The sequence below is a fragment of the Bacillus sp. AFS029637 genome (genome assembly GCF_002584985.1).
Lineage (GTDB): Bacteria > Bacillota > Bacilli > Bacillales > Bacillaceae_G > Bacillus_A.
Genome location: NZ_NUPZ01000013.1, coordinates 83,218 through 102,142 on the forward strand (window position 1 = coordinate 83,218; position 18,925 = coordinate 102,142).

General features: G+C 34.4%; 19 protein-coding genes. 2 read left to right on the top strand and 17 right to left on the bottom strand.

The window, feature by feature from the left end; genetic code table 11:
• Nucleotides 1-168: 168 nt before the first annotated feature.
• The 9 genes from COE49_RS05320 to COE49_RS05360 form a co-directional block, all read right to left on the bottom strand.
• Complete coding sequence (locus COE49_RS05320; protein ID WP_088229463.1) at nt 169-2,556, bottom strand: immune inhibitor A domain-containing protein; 2,388 nt, start codon at nt 2,554-2,556, stop codon at nt 169-171.
• Nucleotides 2,557-2,774: 218 nt separating this feature from the next.
• A complete protein-coding gene (locus COE49_RS05325; RefSeq protein WP_098882912.1) occupies nt 2,775-4,436 on the bottom strand; it encodes an alkaline phosphatase in 1,662 nt (553 codons plus the stop codon).
• 240 nt (nt 4,437-4,676) lie between these two features.
• The gene (locus tag COE49_RS05330) at nt 4,677-5,777 is read right to left on the bottom strand and encodes an ABC transporter ATP-binding protein (protein WP_098882913.1); all 1,101 of its coding nucleotides are present in this window, start codon (nt 5,775-5,777) and stop codon (nt 4,677-4,679) included.
• 61 nt (nt 5,778-5,838) lie between these two features.
• Nucleotides 5,839-6,546 carry an HAD family hydrolase gene (locus COE49_RS05335; RefSeq protein WP_098253433.1) on the bottom strand — a complete coding sequence of 236 codons (708 nt, stop codon included), beginning with the start codon at nt 6,544-6,546 and terminating at the stop codon, nt 5,839-5,841.
• Nucleotides 6,539-7,966 carry a CehA/McbA family metallohydrolase gene (locus COE49_RS05340; protein WP_098840731.1) on the bottom strand — a complete coding sequence of 476 codons (1,428 nt, stop codon included), beginning with the start codon at nt 7,964-7,966 and terminating at the stop codon, nt 6,539-6,541. The genes COE49_RS05335 and COE49_RS05340 overlap by 8 nt, the downstream gene beginning before the upstream one ends.
• Before the next feature lie 80 nt (nt 7,967-8,046).
• A complete protein-coding gene (locus COE49_RS05345; RefSeq protein WP_088229472.1) occupies nt 8,047-9,408 on the bottom strand; it encodes an extracellular solute-binding protein in 1,362 nt (453 codons plus the stop codon).
• Nucleotides 9,409-9,433: 25 nt separating this feature from the next.
• Nucleotides 9,434-10,252 carry a carbohydrate ABC transporter permease gene (locus tag COE49_RS05350; protein WP_088229473.1) on the bottom strand — a complete coding sequence of 273 codons (819 nt, stop codon included), beginning with the start codon at nt 10,250-10,252 and terminating at the stop codon, nt 9,434-9,436.
• Nucleotides 10,253-10,262: 10 nt separating this feature from the next.
• Nucleotides 10,263-11,129 carry a carbohydrate ABC transporter permease gene (locus COE49_RS05355; RefSeq protein ID WP_088229474.1) on the bottom strand — a complete coding sequence of 289 codons (867 nt, stop codon included), beginning with the start codon at nt 11,127-11,129 and terminating at the stop codon, nt 10,263-10,265.
• A 330-nt stretch (nt 11,130-11,459) separates the two neighbouring features.
• On the bottom strand, nt 11,460-12,248 hold the full coding sequence (locus COE49_RS05360) for a DeoR/GlpR family DNA-binding transcription regulator (RefSeq protein WP_088229475.1): 789 nt from the start codon (nt 12,246-12,248) through the stop codon (nt 11,460-11,462).
• Between the two features lie 238 nt (nt 12,249-12,486).
• On the opposite strand from COE49_RS05360, the gene COE49_RS05365 reads away from it, so the two are divergent.
• Complete coding sequence (locus COE49_RS05365) at nt 12,487-12,969, top strand: DUF2975 domain-containing protein (RefSeq protein WP_088229476.1); 483 nt, start codon at nt 12,487-12,489, stop codon at nt 12,967-12,969.
• Between the two features lie 10 nt (nt 12,970-12,979).
• Nucleotides 12,980-13,195, top strand: coding sequence for a helix-turn-helix domain-containing protein (locus tag COE49_RS05370; RefSeq protein WP_088229477.1), 216 nt, complete (start codon nt 12,980-12,982; stop codon nt 13,193-13,195).
• A 40-nt stretch (nt 13,196-13,235) separates the two neighbouring features.
• Here COE49_RS05370 and COE49_RS05375 read toward each other — a convergent pair whose 3' ends face one another.
• The 8 genes from COE49_RS05375 to COE49_RS05415 all read right to left on the bottom strand — a co-directional run bounded on the left by COE49_RS05375 (nt 13,236) and on the right by COE49_RS05415 (nt 18,883).
• Nucleotides 13,236-13,547, bottom strand: a complete 312-nt coding sequence (locus tag COE49_RS05375; RefSeq protein ID WP_088229478.1) for a hypothetical protein — start codon at nt 13,545-13,547, stop codon at nt 13,236-13,238.
• 113 nt (nt 13,548-13,660) lie between these two features.
• A complete protein-coding gene (locus tag COE49_RS05380) occupies nt 13,661-14,047 on the bottom strand; it encodes a DUF3887 domain-containing protein (RefSeq protein WP_088229479.1) in 387 nt (128 codons plus the stop codon).
• Nucleotides 14,044-14,727, bottom strand: coding sequence for a YhfC family glutamic-type intramembrane protease (locus COE49_RS05385; RefSeq protein WP_088229480.1), 684 nt, complete (start codon nt 14,725-14,727; stop codon nt 14,044-14,046). The genes COE49_RS05380 and COE49_RS05385 overlap by 4 nt, the downstream gene beginning before the upstream one ends.
• Before the next feature lie 89 nt (nt 14,728-14,816).
• Nucleotides 14,817-16,133, bottom strand: a complete 1,317-nt coding sequence (locus COE49_RS05390) for a GHKL domain-containing protein (RefSeq protein ID WP_098253430.1) — start codon at nt 16,131-16,133, stop codon at nt 14,817-14,819.
• On the bottom strand, nt 16,133-16,867 hold the full coding sequence (locus COE49_RS05395) for a LytR/AlgR family response regulator transcription factor (RefSeq protein WP_088229482.1): 735 nt from the start codon (nt 16,865-16,867) through the stop codon (nt 16,133-16,135). The genes COE49_RS05390 and COE49_RS05395 overlap by 1 nt, the downstream gene beginning before the upstream one ends.
• 482 nt (nt 16,868-17,349) lie before the next feature.
• On the bottom strand, nt 17,350-17,943 hold the full coding sequence (locus COE49_RS05405; RefSeq protein WP_088229483.1) for a kinase: 594 nt from the start codon (nt 17,941-17,943) through the stop codon (nt 17,350-17,352).
• Nucleotides 17,943-18,485 carry a GNAT family N-acetyltransferase gene (locus COE49_RS05410; RefSeq protein WP_088229484.1) on the bottom strand — a complete coding sequence of 181 codons (543 nt, stop codon included), beginning with the start codon at nt 18,483-18,485 and terminating at the stop codon, nt 17,943-17,945. Before COE49_RS05410 ends, COE49_RS05405 begins: the two co-directional genes overlap by 1 nt.
• Before the next feature lie 14 nt (nt 18,486-18,499).
• Nucleotides 18,500-18,883, bottom strand: a complete 384-nt coding sequence (locus COE49_RS05415) for a VOC family protein (protein ID WP_088229485.1) — start codon at nt 18,881-18,883, stop codon at nt 18,500-18,502.
• Nucleotides 18,884-18,925: the final 42 nt, after the last annotated feature.

Genomic DNA, 18,925 nt, shown 5'->3' on the forward strand with positions numbered 1-18,925 from the left:
ACGTACAAAATGGCTACTACAATAGGACGGAAGGAGTATTTGTCCCAGAAAACGCGAGTTTTTTTCCAATAAATACATAAAAAACATAGAGCTTTTTCACAATAAGAATAGAGCTGCCATAAGTCAGTTTCAACGACTTATGGCAGCTCCTCTTCGTTTCACCTTATTTTATCGATGAATCCAAACTGCACCTGCAGACTTGTCTTCCGCTTGGCCTACTACTTCAAACTTAAGTCCTAGTTTCGGCAACTTACGTCCTGCATCTGGAATGACACTGTTAATGTATTGCTTAGAATCATCAAATTTTGCAACTCCTGGTAATCCTTTGTAGTCAAAAATACCGCGAGTTGGTGAATCTACTCTCCATGCTGGCGTTTGATCAAACGAGAATGCCGCATCGGCAATTTGATAACGTGTACTGCTCTTCACAGTCGGTTTTCCGTTTAATGTCCCTACGATTGCCTCTGGATGAGAATCTACTACTCCTAGGAAGCCTTCTCCTGGATGAACGCCTACCCAGTTATCTGTAAAGCTTTGATCCGCATACCATACGACCATTCCTGTATTGAATACTGGACCACGCGCATGTTGTAACGCCGTGTCAGAACCAGCATAATTTCTCCACTCTACATAGTAGTTATTTTTTTTCTGTTCAAATCCATTAGACACAGTAAATCCTTTTAACGTCATGGCTGGAGCGCCTTCTGCATCATCAGAGAAAACAACTTTTCCATCTACAGTTAATGCTGCATTATCTAACGCAAATCCTTTATAAGCTACTGCAATATCTGTTACATACTCAAATTGCAGTTTTACCTTTTTACCTTTAAATTGACTTAAATCGTAAGTTTTATCAACCCACTTACCATCAGTTGTATCCGCACCGCCTTTTACATCTTTTTCACCCATTCTATCAATGCGTGTTTTCGTTCCATCTTCCGCAATCGCATTTACATCCAAGAAATCATACTTCGCTTCAAGTTCGTAGAATGCCTTATAATCAAACTTAGCATCCGTTGCATTTGTTAAATCAAATACTGGTGTCTCAAGTGTTGTATGAATGTCGTTTCCTTTTGTACTGTAATAGAACTTCTTACCAAATGCCGATTCGATATTTTTGATATCCTTGTCCGGCAAGTTAACACGAATGATTCCTGGTCGGTTTGATTTTGTAACACTTTGATCTAAATATGTTGCAACACCGATTCCAGTGCGAAGTTTATCATAATCTACCTCAACGATATTCGCCCAGTTACCCTTCATATTCTTTTGGAAAAATTCTTTATTTTGTGGTGAGAAACTTGTTGGCTCTGTTCCTGCAATTTTTCCAGCCCAGCTACCGCCACTCATAATAGACCATGATTCAACAGGTTCACCTTGTCCTGAGTACTTTGTATCGTATTCATCTGGTAAGCCTAAATCATGACCATACTCATGCGCGAACACACCAACCGCTCCGTCTTCAGGCTCGATTGTATAATCGTATGCAGCCATCTTTCCGCCCCAATTCGAAACAGAAGATTTTGTGCCATCAATTGCATATGGTTTTGATCCAAGTTTTGAACGATGAGACCAAATTGCATCATCTTTCAATTTCCCCCCGCCGGCTTCTTGACCAACACCAGCATGTACAACCATTAAATGATCAATAATGCCATCTGGCTCATTTTTATTTCCATCACCATCTTGATCGTATTGATCAAATTGGTCATAATCAGCTAAGTTAATTCCTTTTGCTACCGCCGCTTTTAAAGCTTCCTTAACAAAATCACGTGGTCCTAAAGGTCCTTTATTATCATGTCCAGTTCCCGCATCCGCACCATAATCTGAAGCTTTCCCTGGAACAGTAAGCCATTCTGTTACAGTTCCATCTACTGTGTAGCTACCACCAGATTGTTCTTCATAATATTGTTTAAATGTGTTAATCTTCGATCCATCAAATAACGTAAATGGCTCATCACCAAATAACATTTTTTGATAATGTTCACGATTAAAGTCCTTAGAATACATATATCCTGGCTCTTGATCAATATTGTTATGCTTAAAATCGCTAAATTCTACAAGTAAAACAAGTACTTTATCTTTTCGAACAGATCCATTGTACTCAGCTTGCTGCGCTGGTGTCGTAGGTACTTTTCCATTTAATTTTCTAGCATTCAATCCAGCATCTTGTCCAGCTACTGGTCCTACCGCCGGCTGCTGCGCCTGTTCATTTTCCTTCATTTTTGCATCTTTTACTTTTTTCATAAAATCAGAAGCTTCTTGCGTAAGACTATCTTCTTTGATGATTTCTTTTCCAGGGTTTTCCCCTTTCTTTTTCTCAACATATTTTTCGACAGCCTTTGATGTCTCAGCTTGCGATGCAGATTGATCAATTACTCCCCGTTCTTTTAGTGCTTCTGCCAAACGCTCCTCCGGTATTAAATGCTCATCTATTGGTAGAGATGATGTTGGCGTCTCAGCATACGCTGCATGACTTCCAAAAGCAAAAGTACTACTTAGCACTGCCGCTGTTGCTAGTACCGATAAAGGTTTTAACTTCTTATTCTTTTTCAAAGCATTTCCTCCCCTATGTTTGCGAATTATCGTTTTCTTTGTCGATAACAACATAATATTCCTTATAATGCGAATATTCAATATTTTTTGTTCGTACAATTGTTGAGAAATATTTTTTTGCGCAAGGTGAAATAAATAAAAAGATGGCAGACTATTTCGGTATCATACAAAAAATCGCCAACTACTTAACCTATCCAGGATAAGTGGTTGGCGATTTTTTAAAGAGAATGCTTTATAAATAAATGAATTGCCTCTTCTGGAACATAGAATCTTCCATTGCTTTCTACAATAACGCTTCCTAATTCATACTCTTTACCATCGATACGAATGATATTTGTATTAGCAAATAATTGAGCTTCAACTTTATTGCGCTTTACGACGAGTACCTTATTTGCTACATCCGTTTTGTCAATCGTTACAGTTGCACCAATTTTCTTAAAGGCTGATTTACTCTCTACAAATAATTTATTTGTTAATCCTTCTAAGTTAAAGCCCATCGCTTTCGCCATCGTTTTCGCAATGTCCGTATTTTGGACTAATCCTTTTGGGTTTTGAGGTCCATAAGAGTATAAAAATACGTCTTCACCTGTATGACCGCCTGTCGTAAAACCAATGTTTGCACGGTTAGCCAATAATGTAGTAAGTATTGGGCCTACATCACTTTTCTTTTGAACTGCTTTAAATTTTTCTTTTTCCTCTTGATTTAAATTGTCCAAACCGTATAGTGCAGCTACGTATTCTACATTAGATAAATCACCTTTTAATTTATTTGTAGCACCTTCAAGTGTCAATTTTGCCTTTTTCAGTGGATCTATGTAAGCTGTTACCGGAGTCGTCTTATATTCTTTTGTCGTATTCATATTCCCAATAGAAATCCCGCTGTTACCATGGTCAGCTACAGCGATGAGCAACGTATTCCCGTCTTTTTTTGCAAATTGTAACGCTTTTGCTACTGCATTATCAAATGCTAACACATCACTAATAATCCCAACTGGATCATTCACATGAGCTGCCCAGTCTGGCTTACTTCCCTCTACAAACAAAAAGAAACCATCTTTATCTTTTGATAACACTTGTATTGCTTTTTCCGTCATTTGAGAAAGTGTTGGTTGCTCTGGGTTTGTTGCTTCACGATCCATATCGAACGCAAGTGCAGTATGGGAAAAAGAGCCCCAAATTTTATTTGATTTAGCGTGCAATAATGCATCTTTCGTTTCCACAACGTCGTATCCTTTTTCTCGAATTACTTTTATTAAATCTTCACCGTCTTTTCGGATTCCATCGCTTTTTACAGGTAAAAGTGCTGCCTTCCCACCACCTAATACGACATCTATATTTTGGTACACTTGCTGCTTTGCAAGTACTTCAAAATGCTTACGATTCGCATGATGTGCCGAAAACCCGGCCGGAGTAGCATGCTGAATTTCAGATGTAGCAACAATGCCAGTAGCACGTCCAGTACGTCTTGCACCTTCTAAAACATTGGCAACTGGTCTCATCCTGTCCTCTTCTTTAATTAACTTTACACTAGGTGAATTCACAATAGAAGGTAATACACCTACATAGCCTGCATTCGATTTATTTCCAGTTGCTAATGCTGTTGCTGCCGGTGCTGAGTCTGTAATAGCTGATTCCGCCGAATATGTGCGAACGCCCCCTGTTACAATTTCATCTAACGCAAGCGGCGCTCCTTTATACAAGCGAGCCAATGTTGTCGCTGAAGAACTTGTTCCGTCCATAACCATCATAATTACATTTCTAGGCTGATGTTCTACTTTTTTCGTCTCAGCTCTAACCTCACTATCTTTCATTGTAATTTCTGTCCCTAACATACTTAAGGTTATCATGAGTCCTATTATCTTTTTACTACAATTCGTCATCGCTGTCCCTCCATAGACTATTTCGACATCCACTATCGAATCTTTATATGCATACAAGACGGAAATCTCCCGATGTATTTATGTAAGTTTATAATAGTAATCCCCCATTTTCATGTAGCTAACAACAACTAGTTTCTTAAAAAAGTAAAAAACCGATTATCCTGTAATGTAAAGGATAATCGGTTTTTTATTTTTCATTCAATTGGAGGAATTTTCAAAATATAATCCCATAATTATTTTCTATAAAACAATTCGTTTCTCAGTTGCTGAATCGAAATAATGAACTTTGTCCATGTTCAAAACTAACTCTATATTTGATTGACTTTGCGCATCTAAAGAAGTATCCACACGTGCAACGAAAGATTGTCCATTTAAGTTGGAATATAGATATGTTTCTGCCCCCATTAGTTCTGCTACATCAATAGATACCGTTACTTTTGCGTTATATGGTAAACCCTCGGTTTCTTTTCCATAATAAAAGTCTTCTGGACGTATTCCTATTATAATTTCTTTATTCGCATATCCGTTATTTCGTAAGCCTTTCATCTTCTCTTCTGGCACTTCAATTTTCCACTTATCAATTATAACTGCGGTATCTGTTAATACTCCTTTGAAAAAATTCATTCCAGGAGAGCCGATGAATCCTCCGACAAATACATTCTCCGGATTGTCATACACTTCTTTCGGTGTCCCCACTTGTTGTACAATCCCATCTTTTAACACAACAAGGCGAGTTGCCATCGTCATCGCTTCTATTTGATCGTGCGTAACATACACAGTTGTTGTTTGCAGCTGTTTGTGTAATTTTGTAATCTCAGCGCGCATTTGAACACGCAACTTCGCATCTAAGTTTGATAGAGGCTCGTCCATTAAAAATACCTTTGCATTTCGAACAATCGCTCGTCCTAAGGCAACACGCTGACGCTGTCCACCTGAAAGAGCTTTTGGTTTTCGACTTAAATACTGATCAAGACCAAGAATCTTCGCTGCATGTTGGACACGTTTGTCAATTTCTTCTTTACTATATTTTCGTAGTTTTAATCCAAATGCCATGTTTTCATAAACACTCATATGTGGATAAAGCGCGTAGTTTTGAAATACCATTGCAATATCTCTATCTTTCGGCGAAATATCATTTACACGTTTTCCGTCAATATAAAAGTCGCCCTCCGAAATCTCCTCAAGTCCTGCAATCATACGTAATGTTGTAGATTTCCCACACCCTGAAGGGCCAACCAAAACGATAAATTCTCCATCATTTACTTCTAGGTTAAAATCTTTTACGATTGTCACATCATGATCATATTTTTTGTAAATGTTTTTGAATGATAGTTGAGCCATAATATCCTCCTAGAATTTAAGCTATATTTATAGATATTGTTAAAAATTATGATGACATGAATTATAAAATCTTCGAAATATCCTTCATACTGTCTAAAATATAATCTGCTTTTCCTTCTAAATCTTCTTTCCTACTCGCACCCGATAAGACGCCTACTACTTTAATGTTACTATTTCTCGCAAATGTAACGTCTGTTAATGTATCACCTACCATTAGCACATCTTCTTCAGTTAGAGAAAATTTTTCTTTAAACATATGATAAAAATCACTTTCAGGTTTTGTTCTATTCACACCGTCATCTGCACCTAAAAAATCTACATAATCATATAACTCAGTCATTTTTAGAGAATGAATCGCTGCATCTACATCGTCTGCCGTAACAACCCCAATAATATATTCATTGTCTTTTAAATATTGTAACGTTTCCTTTGCACCTTCCACTTCTGTAAATACAAGATCATCTGCTGTAGAGTACTTTTTGAATAAAAGACATACATCATGAATGAAATCTTCTTTATCCACATGTTGATTTTCTAACAACGAATACCATGCAGCCGCAATAAAGTAATTTGTGTGACAAGCTAGTAAACTCGTACTCTCAAAATCGTTATCATTCATGCCAATAATCGATAAGTAATCATCTCGTTTACTTTTTTCACTTGGATACGTTTGAAATATATCATCTAACACACGATGCACAATTTTATACCAAACTGAATCTAACTGTATTAATGTTCCATCTTTATCAAAAATAATTGCTTTATTCACTTTTTATTCCCCCTGTAACTTCATTCCATGTTTTTATATTTTTATTTTGAACTTTATTATGAATAGGATTAATAAACGCTACTAATTCGTCATCTTCCCATCCCTCAACTCTAGCGTACGCCCCTTCATGTAATGAGAATTCAAAAGTTACGTCGCCGCCAGATTTTTGTTCCATTATTTGCCCATTTATTATGAGTCTCCACTCACACGGTTTGTCAGTAGAAATGCTGTAAATAATATTTCCTGTAGCCTCATCACCGACATATTTCGTTTCGCCCTCGTTTTGAATGTCTATCGCTAATTTTCTAAATCGAGAGAAATAAATTCTTCCCTTTTTGATTGCAGATTTTAAGTTTTTAATTGATAAACCGTTACATAATACATATGTTCCTGGATCACCGTAAATGGATGGATCTTTTGATCCTGGGAATGTTTTAGATGGATGTAAATGCGAATCACTTCCACCTATCCCCCAAATTTTAAGACCATTTGCCCACATTTGATCGAAACAACGCAAAGCTTCTAAAGTGGATGTTTTACTTTTTTTATAAGTTGGATCACACATAATTTCCATCGTATGAACATGTTCTAAATTAATATTCACTTGGTTCGCCCAAGGCTTCATAAATGGATGATTCACACTCAATAAATAACCTTTTTCTTTCATTAGTGCAAATAGTGCATTCATTTTGTCAGCGCTAAATGATTCATCTACATACTCTGTAAAATCCACGTATTCCCTCATACCAAAAATGTTGTAATGACCGAAAGGAGTTGTAAGTTCCATAGATGGTATAATTAATGTGTTTCCTTTTTCATACGATGGCATAACAATATTGTGCTCCGTCGCATATAAAAAATCTAATTCTTGTTTTTCACATACTAGCATTCCAAGTTCATCATCTATCTCGCCGTCTGTTAAATCTGTATGTTCATGAAAATCCCCTTTGTACCAGCGATGTTCTTCATTGACTACCTTATTAAAACGGTCTTCATTGATAAAAACATTTCCCTTACAAAAATGATCTCTATTATACTTTCGTTCCAACTGATCATTCACTACTATATTTACTGTGTAGTCAACTTTTTCTCCGGTAAACTTTACTGCTTTCTTTGCACAATGAGGAATATAGACGACTTCTAATTCCCAATTACCTGACTGTATTTCTCCTCCAATACAACCAGCAGAGCAAAACATTGAATCTTTCGAAATGACTAGTTTTTCATTTGCAATTGGTGTTTGATATTGTATACGTACATAACCGTTAGGATCTCTTACGATTAATAAAAGCGGGATTTTCCGGCTATCCCCTTGATCAATCGTTAATGTGAAATTTGTCATATCAGTTTCATCCATTTGGAAACAATGTTTATTTTCTACGAATGGAGAAAGTGTTATCATACTTGTTATTTCGATCATCATTCTCACACCTTTTTACGTTTTAATGAAGGAATTTTAGAGGCACTTCCTTCGTTCAAAAGCACCTCATGTTGGTAATATTACTTCTTCTTTTTCAGAACTTTATCTAACTCTTCTTGCGCAACTTTAGCTGCTTCATCTAATGCTTTTTTCGCTGGAACTCCTTCAATCTCTACTTTATCTTTCGCTACATTTAAGGCGTCATTAATTTTACCGCCCGTTGGATCTACAAATGGTCCCACTCCATTATTATTAGCTTGTTCTAATGGAACTAATGCTTGTGGTTGTTTTTTAACGAATTCAGCATATGGACCATACTCTGTTACATTGTTACGAACAGGAATATATCCTGTAGCCATGGACCATTCAGCTGTTTTCTCCGTACTTGTCGCAAATTTCATAAAGTCATATGCACCTTTTGCTACTTCTGGATCAATATTTCTCGTTAATGTGAACAAATAAGTTTCTAATTTTGGAGCTGGTTTATTATTCCCCCAAGCTGGCTGAGGTAATGCTTCAAATGTGTTAAGGCGTTCTTCCTCTGTCATTCCTTTACCTAATGATTTAAAAACAAATCCTTGGTCACCAGATGATCCTGTAAATCCTAGCGTTCTACCTTCAACTAAATCAATTACAGTTTTGTCCCAATATTCCCATCCAGTACCACCTGAATGTATTTTCATAATTTTATCTTCATGTAGCCATGTACGGAATTTCTCCCATACCGTAACCCAAGTGTCATCGTTAATTAATACTTTTGTACCATCTTCACTTAATACATTTCCGCCAGCACTGCGAACCGCATCAATTAAGTTTGATGTCCCCCACATTGGCATCCAGCCAGCATACGTAACATCACCGTTTTCACCACGTTTTGCGACAGTTTTTGCTACCTTTTCTACACCTTCCCACGTCTTTAAATCATCTTTTGTAAAACCATTCTCTGCTAATGCTTTTTTATTGTAATAGAAAATTTGCGTTGTACCGTAAAACGGAATTCCATATAACTTATCGTTAATTGTTGCTTGCTCCATAAAACCTTTCCCATAATCTTCTTTTTTGAAATTAGTATCATTTTTAACATATTCATCTATAGGTACGATTAACTGTTTTTTAGCATATTCTTGAATGACATCTGAACCTAGTAATGCAATTGCTTCTTGGTTATTCGCTGCAAATCCACTTTGTAGCTTTTGATATGACTCATCGTAGCTACCTGCTTTTGTCGTTTTCACTACATATTTGTCCTGACTTTTATTGTATTCTTCCACAATCTTATCTACACTATCTGCAAGAGAGCCCCCTACTCCATTAATGAATGGAACAACAACCTTCTCCCCTTCTTTACTCGCTTTAACCGTACTTCCTTTTCCGCCTGAACAACCCGCAAGTGCACTAACAAACAATGTTATAACTGTTAGAAGCATGAATAGTTTTTTCATCCCACAAATCTCCTTTAATATTTATTTACCCCTTTATTCCTGAATCAGTAACACCAGATAAGAACCATTTTTGTAGAATTAAAAATACGATTAAGAGCGGCACTGTTGCGATTGTGCTTGCAACCATAATGTGTGACCAATCTCGCCCTAAGGAACTATTAATGAAATAATCAGCAATTCCATTCGTAATTAACTTTTGCGTATTATCTTTCAATATAAGAGCTGGCCACATGTAATTATTATAATTACCAATAAATGTGACCAATCCTAGTGTTACAAATGATGATCGTGTCATTGGGAAAATAATCTTCCAAAGAATACGCCAATCACTTGCCCCATCAATTTTGGCTGCTTCTACTATTTCAAAACCAACTTTGTGGAACGATTGTTTTAAATAGAAAATACCGAATACACTAACAGCCATAGAAATCATGTATCCAAAATGCGAATCAAGGAGACCGAATTTCCCTAACATTACATATACAGGAACATACGAAACAGCTCCAGGAATCATATACGTTGCCATTACAACACTAAATGTAATATTTTTACCTTTAAATTTGTAAAATGCCAACATATAAGCAAACAGTGCAGATGAAACAAGCACATATATTGTAATAAGGAAAGATGTATAAAAACTATTAAATAAATATGTGTTAAATGGTAGTATGTCTAATACTTGTCGATAATTTTCCCAGTGAAATTCCTTAGGCCAAAAGCCTCCTTGTAATACTTCACTAGATGTTTTAAACGAGCCAAGTACCATCCATATGAATGGAAAAACAAATAGTATACTTGATAACGCTAGAAAGAGATGCTTTACAATTAATGGACCTTTTTTCATATTATTCACCTTAATAGTTCACCCACTTGTCACCTATTATTTTGTTTACAACAGATAGTAGAATTGTAATAATTAGTATGATAAATGCGATTGCTGTTGCAGATCCCATATCAAACTGTTCAAACCCTTGTTGGAAGAATAAATAAAGTAACGTACGCGTAGAACCACTAGGTCCACCTTGTGTTAAGATTTTTATTTGATCGTAAGCCTGCACCGAAGAAATTGTATTGACGACAACTAAGAAGAAAGTTGTTGATGAAACCATTGGCAGTGTTACATATCGAAATTTCTGCCATGCATTTGCTCCATCAATACTAGCTGCTTCATATAAACTATCTGGAACTTTTTCTAGTGCGCCGATATAGAAGATCATCGTCCAACCAACTAATTTCCAAACTGTCATTATAATGACTGCTAACATCGCTGTTTGACTACTTTGAAGCCAGTCCAAACCTGGTATTCCGAAAAAGTTTAGCACTTTATTAATAACTCCAAATTGAGGTTCATATAGGAGTGACCACACAATGGATACAGCTATTGTTGGCGTTACCCAAGGTGAAAAGATCATTAATTGGTACAATGCAGAACCTTTAAATTTTTTTCGGAAGAATAATGCGAAACCTAAGCCCAATGCAATTGTTGGAATGACTGTTCCAATTCCGAAATAAAACGTATTGAGCAATGCTTGCATAAAAGAATCTTGTGTAAATAAATTAAAATAGTTTTCTAAACCAACAAAGTTAAAATCATTCGTCATAAAATCCCAATCAGTAAAACTAATACCTAAACTAATGAAATTCGGAATAATCCAAAACAAAATTAGAGGTATTCCAACTGGTAGTAAAAAGAACACAGCTTTTGATAGTTTTATTTGCATTCTTGCCACCTCCTAATTCATATTGTACGGGTATATTATTAACACAATGTTGTTAATTTGTTAACTAATTGTAAAAACAACAAATTAACAAAATAAAACAACATATAAACAAAAATAAAGCTATTTCTCAACGGATTAAGAAATAGCTTTAACAAAAAACAAACAAAAAAAACAACTAGCTCCTCATAAAAGATACTAGTTGTTTTAAAATTCGTTAGCGGAAATTATTCTAAGGTTCTACTTGTTCTTCTTGAATTATGATTTCAGTATTAATTGGTTCCTGATGTAATACTATATCCAAGCCCACTAATTCGCCTTCTTTTCATTTTTCTATATTGTTATTACTTCAACCCCATTACTTGTTAACACACTTTCCCACGCTTCATCAAGCTTTGCATTCGTATATAATGCATCTATATCACTAAAACTCCCGCTTTTATAAAACTTTGTTAAATTAAACTTTGACTCATCAGCCATCATTACAACTTGTTTTGCATTATTCTTTAGCTGCTTAAATATTTGTGCATCTTCAATATACGAACATGTTAGTTCTTTTTCTAATGAAATGCCATCACAAGAAGCAAATAACTTATTAACAGTGAAATGATCAAGATAGTTTAACGTCATTTCTCCAGACAATGCTAATGAATTTGTATTCAATATTCCCCCTATGACTATTAACCTGCAATCAAAGGAATCATACTGTTCTTTCAGCTCAATAATTTTATTTACAGCTGGTATCGAGTTTGTTAAAATCGTCAAATTCTTTTTATCGTATATGTAATCTAAAATTTGCATTGTAGTTGTCCCAATTTCAATTGCGATAATATCATTATCTTCTACGATTTTACTCGCTTCCATTGCAATTTTTCGTTTTTCTTCAATATTTTCAGATCGACGTTTATCAAAATGAAATTCTAGTGATTGATCTTTTTTCTTAATTGCCCCACCATGTATTTTCGTAAGCTGCCCTTCCTTGTGCAACATATCTAAATCTCTTCGTATCGTTTCTGTTGTAACATTTAATACCTTCGCTAAATCATTTACCATCACTCGATTATACTTTTCTAACTCATCTAGTATGTGTTTTCTTCGTTCAAATTGTGTGTAAGATTTCATTTTATTAACACCTCATCAAATTACGCAAAATATTGATTTTCTAAAAACTCTTAATATACAAAAGGATTAATCATTACTTTTAACATAACATCATTTACAGAAATAAGAAACGATTATATTCATTTAAATCTAAAAATTATTTAACAATAAAAACATGATTATAATAAATAAAAATTTATTGTTAAACGATAAATTTTATGTTAAATTTAAAAGATATTAAATAAATGAGGTGCTTTTTATGAAACAAGGGTCCACACTCTTTTTAAAAACCGTTGTGATTCTAATTGGAATCCCTGTTCTAGCTATGTGTATATTTTTGGTTCCTAAAATTGGGAATTTCGCAGCTGAGTTGTATCCCGATATTGCATTTATAAAATATCTTGTCTTTATCAATTTATATGCAACGGCTATCCCTTTTTACTACGCCCTGTATCAAGCTTTTAAACTTTTAAGCTATATTGATAAAAATAATGCTTTCTCGGAATTGTCTGTTAGCGCTTTAAAAAACATAAAAAACTGTGCTTTAACAATCAGCGTCTTGTACGTATTAGGCATGCCACTCTTTTATCTCATTGCGGAGAGAGATGATGCTCCAGGCTTTATCATTATTGGCATGATCATGATTCTTGCATCAATGGTTATCGCGGTCTTTGCTGCCGTTCTCCAAAGGCTTTTACAAGATGCGATAGATATAAAATCAGAAAACGATTTAACAGTCTGAGGTGATACATATGGCAATAATAATTAATATTGATGTAATGCTTGCTAAACGGAAAATGAGCGTAACAGAGCTGACTGATAAAGTTGGTATTACAATGGCTAACCTTTCTATTTTGAAAAATGGAAAAGCAAAAGCAATTCGGTTTTCCACTTTAGAAGCAATTTGTAAAGCATTAGAGTGCCAACCTGGGGATATTTTAGAATATCGACCAGAAGAGAGCGAATAAAAAGAGTCCTTCATACAAGAAGGACTCTTTTTATTGCACATTACGGCGCAAAACTAATTTGACCAGTAAACAATAAGATAATCGTAATAATCCAAAAAATAAAGAAAGATGAGGAAAGTATTAATGAGACAATTGCAATTGCTTTCTTCTCTGTTTTTTTCGTCATTGTAATGACAGAAAGTATGATACCTGCAACTGTCAGGGCAACTGTAATATAGTCTCCCACTATATTACCTGCATTCGCTATCCTTGTCGGTGTAATAAAAACGAATAAAAAACACAAAATGCCGATGAGTAAAGATATATAGCTTATTATACTGTACTTCTTTTGGGGAACTATTTCAGTGTTCATCCCATCATCCCCCTTCTAAATCATTATGAAATAATTTTAGCACGAATAACCAAAAATTGGATGAAACAAAAGCAGATAAAGTGGACACTACCACTTTATCTGCCATTATATTTCTATTTAATATACAGCCCTGCTATTTCTTCTTTATCATTATAAGTTATGATAAAGGTACGTTGTTCTTTACTATACTTTGCTACAAGAATAACAGTATATAAACCATCTTTTTCTTCAATCGACTTTTTCTCAATTTTTTCGAACGTACCAGCTTTCTCAATTACTGGTGTAAGCTCTTTCATTTTTTCTTCTGATAACCCTGTTTTCATTTTACTATCAAAGTTGTCATGCACTTCTTTATACTTCGCTTCGTTTAATAGTAATACAATTTCTTCCGCCTTCGGAATAAATTTTTTTGACGTACTTTCATCTACTTTATTTCCCGTACATGCTGCAAGTGCAAACGCCGCGATAGCACTTATAATAATGAGTAACATTCTTTTCATTTTAATACACCCTTTCTTTTTAAAATAAAACTATAACTAAATACAAGTAAAGCGCTTATTGCTATTGAAACCTCAACAGCAATTATCCCACTTTCACCTGGTACATATAGCGAGATCGTGCTAGCTAATGTATTTACAACTCCATGGATGAGAATGGCAATAATAACATATCGAAATTTCTTCTGAACGACAGCTTGCAATACAATGAAGGAAAGTCCAATATGGAGTAACATCGCAAAGAAACGTTCAATTCCGCCGACAAAATAACTATCCATATTTCCACTAACTGTTTGCGATAATAATAGAGATAATACTGGAATACCAACTATTAATATCGCTTCAATACCACCGTGTCCTGCTCCGAATAGAAAGCCAGATTGCCAATCACGCTGTTTCATAAAATAACGCATTGCGATAAAACGAGCTACCTCTTCAAAAACTCCAGCTGATAAACTAAGCAAAATCGCAAATAATACAGGCTGCATCATACTAAACATAGAAAAAGCTGTGCTATTTCCATTTAAATAATTTAGTATCGGTATGCGAATTAACACTTGTGATACAACAAAAGCCAATGTACCCAATATATACGGGATATAGCGTTTCTTCCAAAAGGCATATATAAGTGCAACAAGCGGTAATCCTATGCTGATAAACGCTGTAAAAATAAGACCATTCATCTCGCTTCACCTCTTACTTGAAGTGTATAAAAACAAGTGAAGAAAGTATGTAGTTATTTCCTATTCGGTTTCATTTTCATCATAAATGGTCATCTCATGTCTTTTAAGATGAAAGTTTGGGTGAAATAAGGGTTTGTATAAGTCGTTTCTAACGTTGCATTGTTTGTTTTATTTATAATACGTTTTAATGAGAATAATCCGTATCCTCTTTCCCCTTCTTTACTCGAATAGTTCTTCTCATATATTTTTTGTAGATCCAGTTCTTTATAATGAGAACTATTACGCACAACAAAATATTGTTTTGTATCCATTTCAAATAAAGCAATTTGCAGTACCTTTTCCTCGCTATGTATTGCTTCTTCAATTGCGTTATCTAATAAAACAGAAATGATACGAATAAATGGAATAATTGGCATCGACACTGTTTCGATTTTATCTGGAATATCAAGCATTACTTTTATTTGTTGTTGCTGTGCCGTACCAACTTTCGCTCTTAATACACTTTTCACTTCAGAAATTTGAATTCGCGATAATTTCGCGATATCTAATTCATGATTATTTATTAAGTTTAATGTGGGAGTAATAACTTCGCCGTACACTCGTTCGATTTCTTTCACATTCTTTGTGCGTATCCCCTCTTCTAACGCCAATAACACATTCATATAATCATGGCGGAAACTAGCAAGTTCATCATGCATATCCTCTAATTTCTCCACATAATCTAATAACTCTTTGTCCAAACGCTTTTCATGTTCTTCTAGTAACTTTTCTTTCGATAAATGTGAGCTTATTAATACAATGATTACTAATAATAAAAATAAAATTATCGCTGCTATATAACTTAATTCACCATATTGTTGATTTAACTTTGCTAAAAAATGAGTAGATGGCCTTGTTAAAATTAGTTCAATTATGAATCCAATAATTAGTAATATATACGTTACATAATATAGTGGACTTCCTACTATATATTGAGCAATTTTTTGAATTCTTTTACGAGCTAAAATAATACCGATAAAAGTAATACTGGATACGATAAGATGAATAATGCTACCTGTCCATAGATATAAATTGAGTGGCGTTAACATAAATAGTTTCATTCCTAAATCAAGAAGCAGCATTTTCACTAAAGTTATAATAACCATACTCACTAGTGCAAAATATAAATTCCGCATAAATTTCAATTCATTTTGCATTAATCCTAAGCTTATAAGAAATAAAACAATTGTGCTATTTAACTCTGGATATCTAGTCACTGTTACAACAACTGCAAGTAAAACAATAAATACAGCACTTAAAGTCACTAACATTCTATATGACAATCTGTTGTACCGAATTAATTGAATGTATAAAAATGTATGACTCATACTTGTAAGCAGTAGTGCAAATAAATCATAAATATACATTACATCTCACCCTTTAACATGTTACGTACTTTACTCACTAAACGACGTGATACTGGGATACGTTTTCCACTTTTTAAAATCATCATTTTTTGCTTTGCATCATAAGAAGACATTTGCTTCGTATTCACGACGTAGGATTGATGGCAACGAAATAAGCGTTCATCTATTATTTCAATCTCCTTTAATGTCCCGTAAAAATAAACGTTACGATCTAGCGTCACTAATGCTAAACGGTGTGGTTCATCGGTCATAATATATTCAACTTCATGAAATGGAACTTTCACAGTCGCATTATTATTTTCAACAATAAAGTCATCAGGTGGAATGATATGCTTATTACGCGCTTCATATTGAAGTAAACATTCTTCAAACACCTTATATCGCTCTTCGTATGGCAAACCTTTATCAATAAAAGTTAAAGCAGATACCATGTATCGATAAGATATGGGTGCAAATTCAGAATGCGTCGTTACAAACACAATAATCCCTTGCGTATCATACTTTCGTATTTCTTGTGCTACTTGCAAACCCTTCCGTTCTTCTCTTTTTATCTCTATATCTAAAAAATAGATTGGGACATACTTCGTCCTTGAAATGTTATGAATAATGTTTTCACTTTTACTAGTTACCTCAATAAAATCGTAAGGCAACATATACTTTTCACAAATCTCCTCAACTAGCCGCTTCATTTGCTGCGCTTGTATGACATCATCTTCTAAAATGAAAATACTCATATGATCACTCGCTTTATAGAAATCTATCTTTAGAATAACACGATTACTTACAAATACTGAATAATATTCCCTATATTTTCAAACGTAATAACAGCTATTATTGTTTTTTCTGCATATTAAAAAGGCATTTAAACTACTATTATAGAATACAAACTAGAGGTGATTTTTAATGAATAGTATACATATAGAAACGAATATACTAAATACATAGATTTAACAATTTCTACCTGAATATGATTTATTCTTTTTCCCTACCAAACATGGAACAGTAGTAAAACATTTCACTTCTAATACTTTACTTATGTCTAAAGAAGAATTTTCTAACTATTCCATTTTTAACAATATCGATAATAGAAATAGCTATCAAGTATGGAATAGCTCAAAAAAATAAAAACTGTACCTTTAAATTGAAAGATACAGTCTTTAATAAAATTGATAGCTCTTTACGAATAACTACTTGAAAAACTTATTTTTGGCACCCTCTATTTAATATCGTTACATATGACTAAATCCGCCCTATTCTTCGGCAATTCCATTTCCAAATAATAATCCTCTGCTTTCCAATACCTATTTTGAAACTTTGAAAGCTTCTTCTGCGTTTCCTCACTCTCGCGAAGAAACCTTGTCTCTCTTGGGCAATCCAAATACACCATATAGTGAAAGAAATCTCTCCATTCTTTTCGCTGCAGAAAAACTCCTTCCACTACAATTGCGCCTACGATAGGGATCTGTACTTTTTTCATTTCACACAAGTCTGTTTCATCGTGATAGAAAGGCAATTTCAAATTTGTTTCATGCTGTAACTTCTGAAAAAATTTCTGCTGAAGCCATTTAATATCCCATTGTAAATGGTAATACTCAAACCATTCTTCCTCTCCTGTATGATAACGTTTATTACGCTCCACTATATGATCATCCATATGAAAAATATGAAACGGAATACCTTCTTGTTTCATATTTCCCTTTAAATTTGCTACGAATGTTGTTTTGCCCGAACGGCTTAAACCATCTATTCCTAAAATGAATCTATTTTCCCTATGCTTCTTCATAATAGTTATAAGTTCGTTCGTACTCATTACTTCTGCCACTCTTCTTTTAATAAAGAATATAAAATTGTATCATGGGCAACTCCATTTTGAATCATATGTTTTCGAAGTAATCCTTCTTCTTGAAACCCTGCTTTTTTTAACAATTTTTGCGAAGCTTTATTTTCTACATATACAACAGCGGCAATTCTTATGAGCTGTAACGATTCAAATCCATAAGTTAAAATGGCCTGAAGTGCTTCTGATGCATATCCCTTTCCCCAATATGTATCGTCTAATTCATAACCAATTTCAGCTCTTTTATGATGATTGTTAATTAAATGAAAACCGCACGTTCCGATTAGTTGGCCCGTCCCCTTTTTCTCGATTCCCCAGCGAAACACACTTCCTTCTTCATAACGATTTTTAAACGTTTGAATCGTCATTTTCGCTTGCTCAATATTTTCGAAAGAATCCATTCCGAAATAACGTATAACAGATTCTTTCGAAAAATAACGGAACATCGTTTCTGCATCTAGTAGTGTAAGTTCTCTTAATAGTAAACGTTCTGTTTCTAGTTTCGGAAACCCCATCTCTTTTTCTCCTTCTATTCTAATGAACTGCAAATTTCAATATAATTACCGTCTGGATCAGCAATGTATGCAATTATTTGCCCCCATGGCTTTACAATTGGTTCAACTAAAATCTTGATACCTTGTTCTCTAAATTGCTCAATCGTTTCTTGTACATTATCAACAACGAATCCTAATTCGAAATGAGAAGACTGTAATTCACCTTCTGTAAGCGGTAATCCGGTTAATTTCTTTACATCTTCTCTCGTATTCATCGCTAAAATTGTTGATCCAGTATGAAATTCAATATATGTACCGTGCTCTGCTTTTATAGGTAACTGTAAAGTATCTTTATAGAATCTTAAACATTCCTCAAACTTTTCTACATATAATATGATGTATTTCATTTTTAAATTCATGTTATACCCCCCTTTATCTATCCCATAAAAATTCGACAAATC

What these genes read in the sequence shown, in the direction of transcription:
- COE49_RS05325 (WP_098882912.1), bottom strand. Translation starts at nt 4,436, where the DNA reads ATGACGAATTGTAGTAAAAAGATAATAGGACTCATGATAACCTTAAGT.
- COE49_RS05330 (WP_098882913.1), bottom strand. Translation starts at nt 5,777, where the DNA reads ATGGCTCAACTATCATTCAAAAACATTTACAAAAAATATGATCATGAT.
- COE49_RS05340 (WP_098840731.1), bottom strand. Translation starts at nt 7,966, where the DNA reads ATGATCGAAATAACAAGTATGATAACACTTTCTCCATTCGTAGAAAAT.
- COE49_RS05345 (WP_088229472.1), bottom strand. Translation starts at nt 9,408, where the DNA reads ATGAAAAAACTATTCATGCTTCTAACAGTTATAACATTGTTTGTTAGT.
- COE49_RS05350 (WP_088229473.1), bottom strand. Translation starts at nt 10,252, where the DNA reads ATGAAAAAAGGTCCATTAATTGTAAAGCATCTCTTTCTAGCGTTATCA.
- COE49_RS05355 (WP_088229474.1), bottom strand. Translation starts at nt 11,129, where the DNA reads ATGCAAATAAAACTATCAAAAGCTGTGTTCTTTTTACTACCAGTTGGA.
- COE49_RS05360 (WP_088229475.1), bottom strand. Translation starts at nt 12,248, where the DNA reads ATGAAATCTTACACACAATTTGAACGAAGAAAACACATACTAGATGAG.
- COE49_RS05365 (WP_088229476.1), top strand. Translation starts at nt 12,487, where the DNA reads ATGAAACAAGGGTCCACACTCTTTTTAAAAACCGTTGTGATTCTAATT.
- COE49_RS05370 (WP_088229477.1), top strand. Translation starts at nt 12,980, where the DNA reads ATGGCAATAATAATTAATATTGATGTAATGCTTGCTAAACGGAAAATG.
- COE49_RS05375 (WP_088229478.1), bottom strand. Translation starts at nt 13,547, where the DNA reads ATGAACACTGAAATAGTTCCCCAAAAGAAGTACAGTATAATAAGCTAT.
- COE49_RS05380 (WP_088229479.1), bottom strand. Translation starts at nt 14,047, where the DNA reads ATGAAAAGAATGTTACTCATTATTATAAGTGCTATCGCGGCGTTTGCA.
- COE49_RS05385 (WP_088229480.1), bottom strand. Translation starts at nt 14,727, where the DNA reads ATGAATGGTCTTATTTTTACAGCGTTTATCAGCATAGGATTACCGCTT.
- COE49_RS05390 (WP_098253430.1), bottom strand. Translation starts at nt 16,133, where the DNA reads ATGTATATTTATGATTTATTTGCACTACTGCTTACAAGTATGAGTCAT.
- COE49_RS05395 (WP_088229482.1), bottom strand. Translation starts at nt 16,867, where the DNA reads ATGAGTATTTTCATTTTAGAAGATGATGTCATACAAGCGCAGCAAATG.
- COE49_RS05405 (WP_088229483.1), bottom strand. Translation starts at nt 17,943, where the DNA reads ATGAGTACGAACGAACTTATAACTATTATGAAGAAGCATAGGGAAAAT.
- COE49_RS05410 (WP_088229484.1), bottom strand. Translation starts at nt 18,485, where the DNA reads ATGGGGTTTCCGAAACTAGAAACAGAACGTTTACTATTAAGAGAACTT.
- COE49_RS05415 (WP_088229485.1), bottom strand. Translation starts at nt 18,883, where the DNA reads ATGAATTTAAAAATGAAATACATCATATTATATGTAGAAAAGTTTGAG.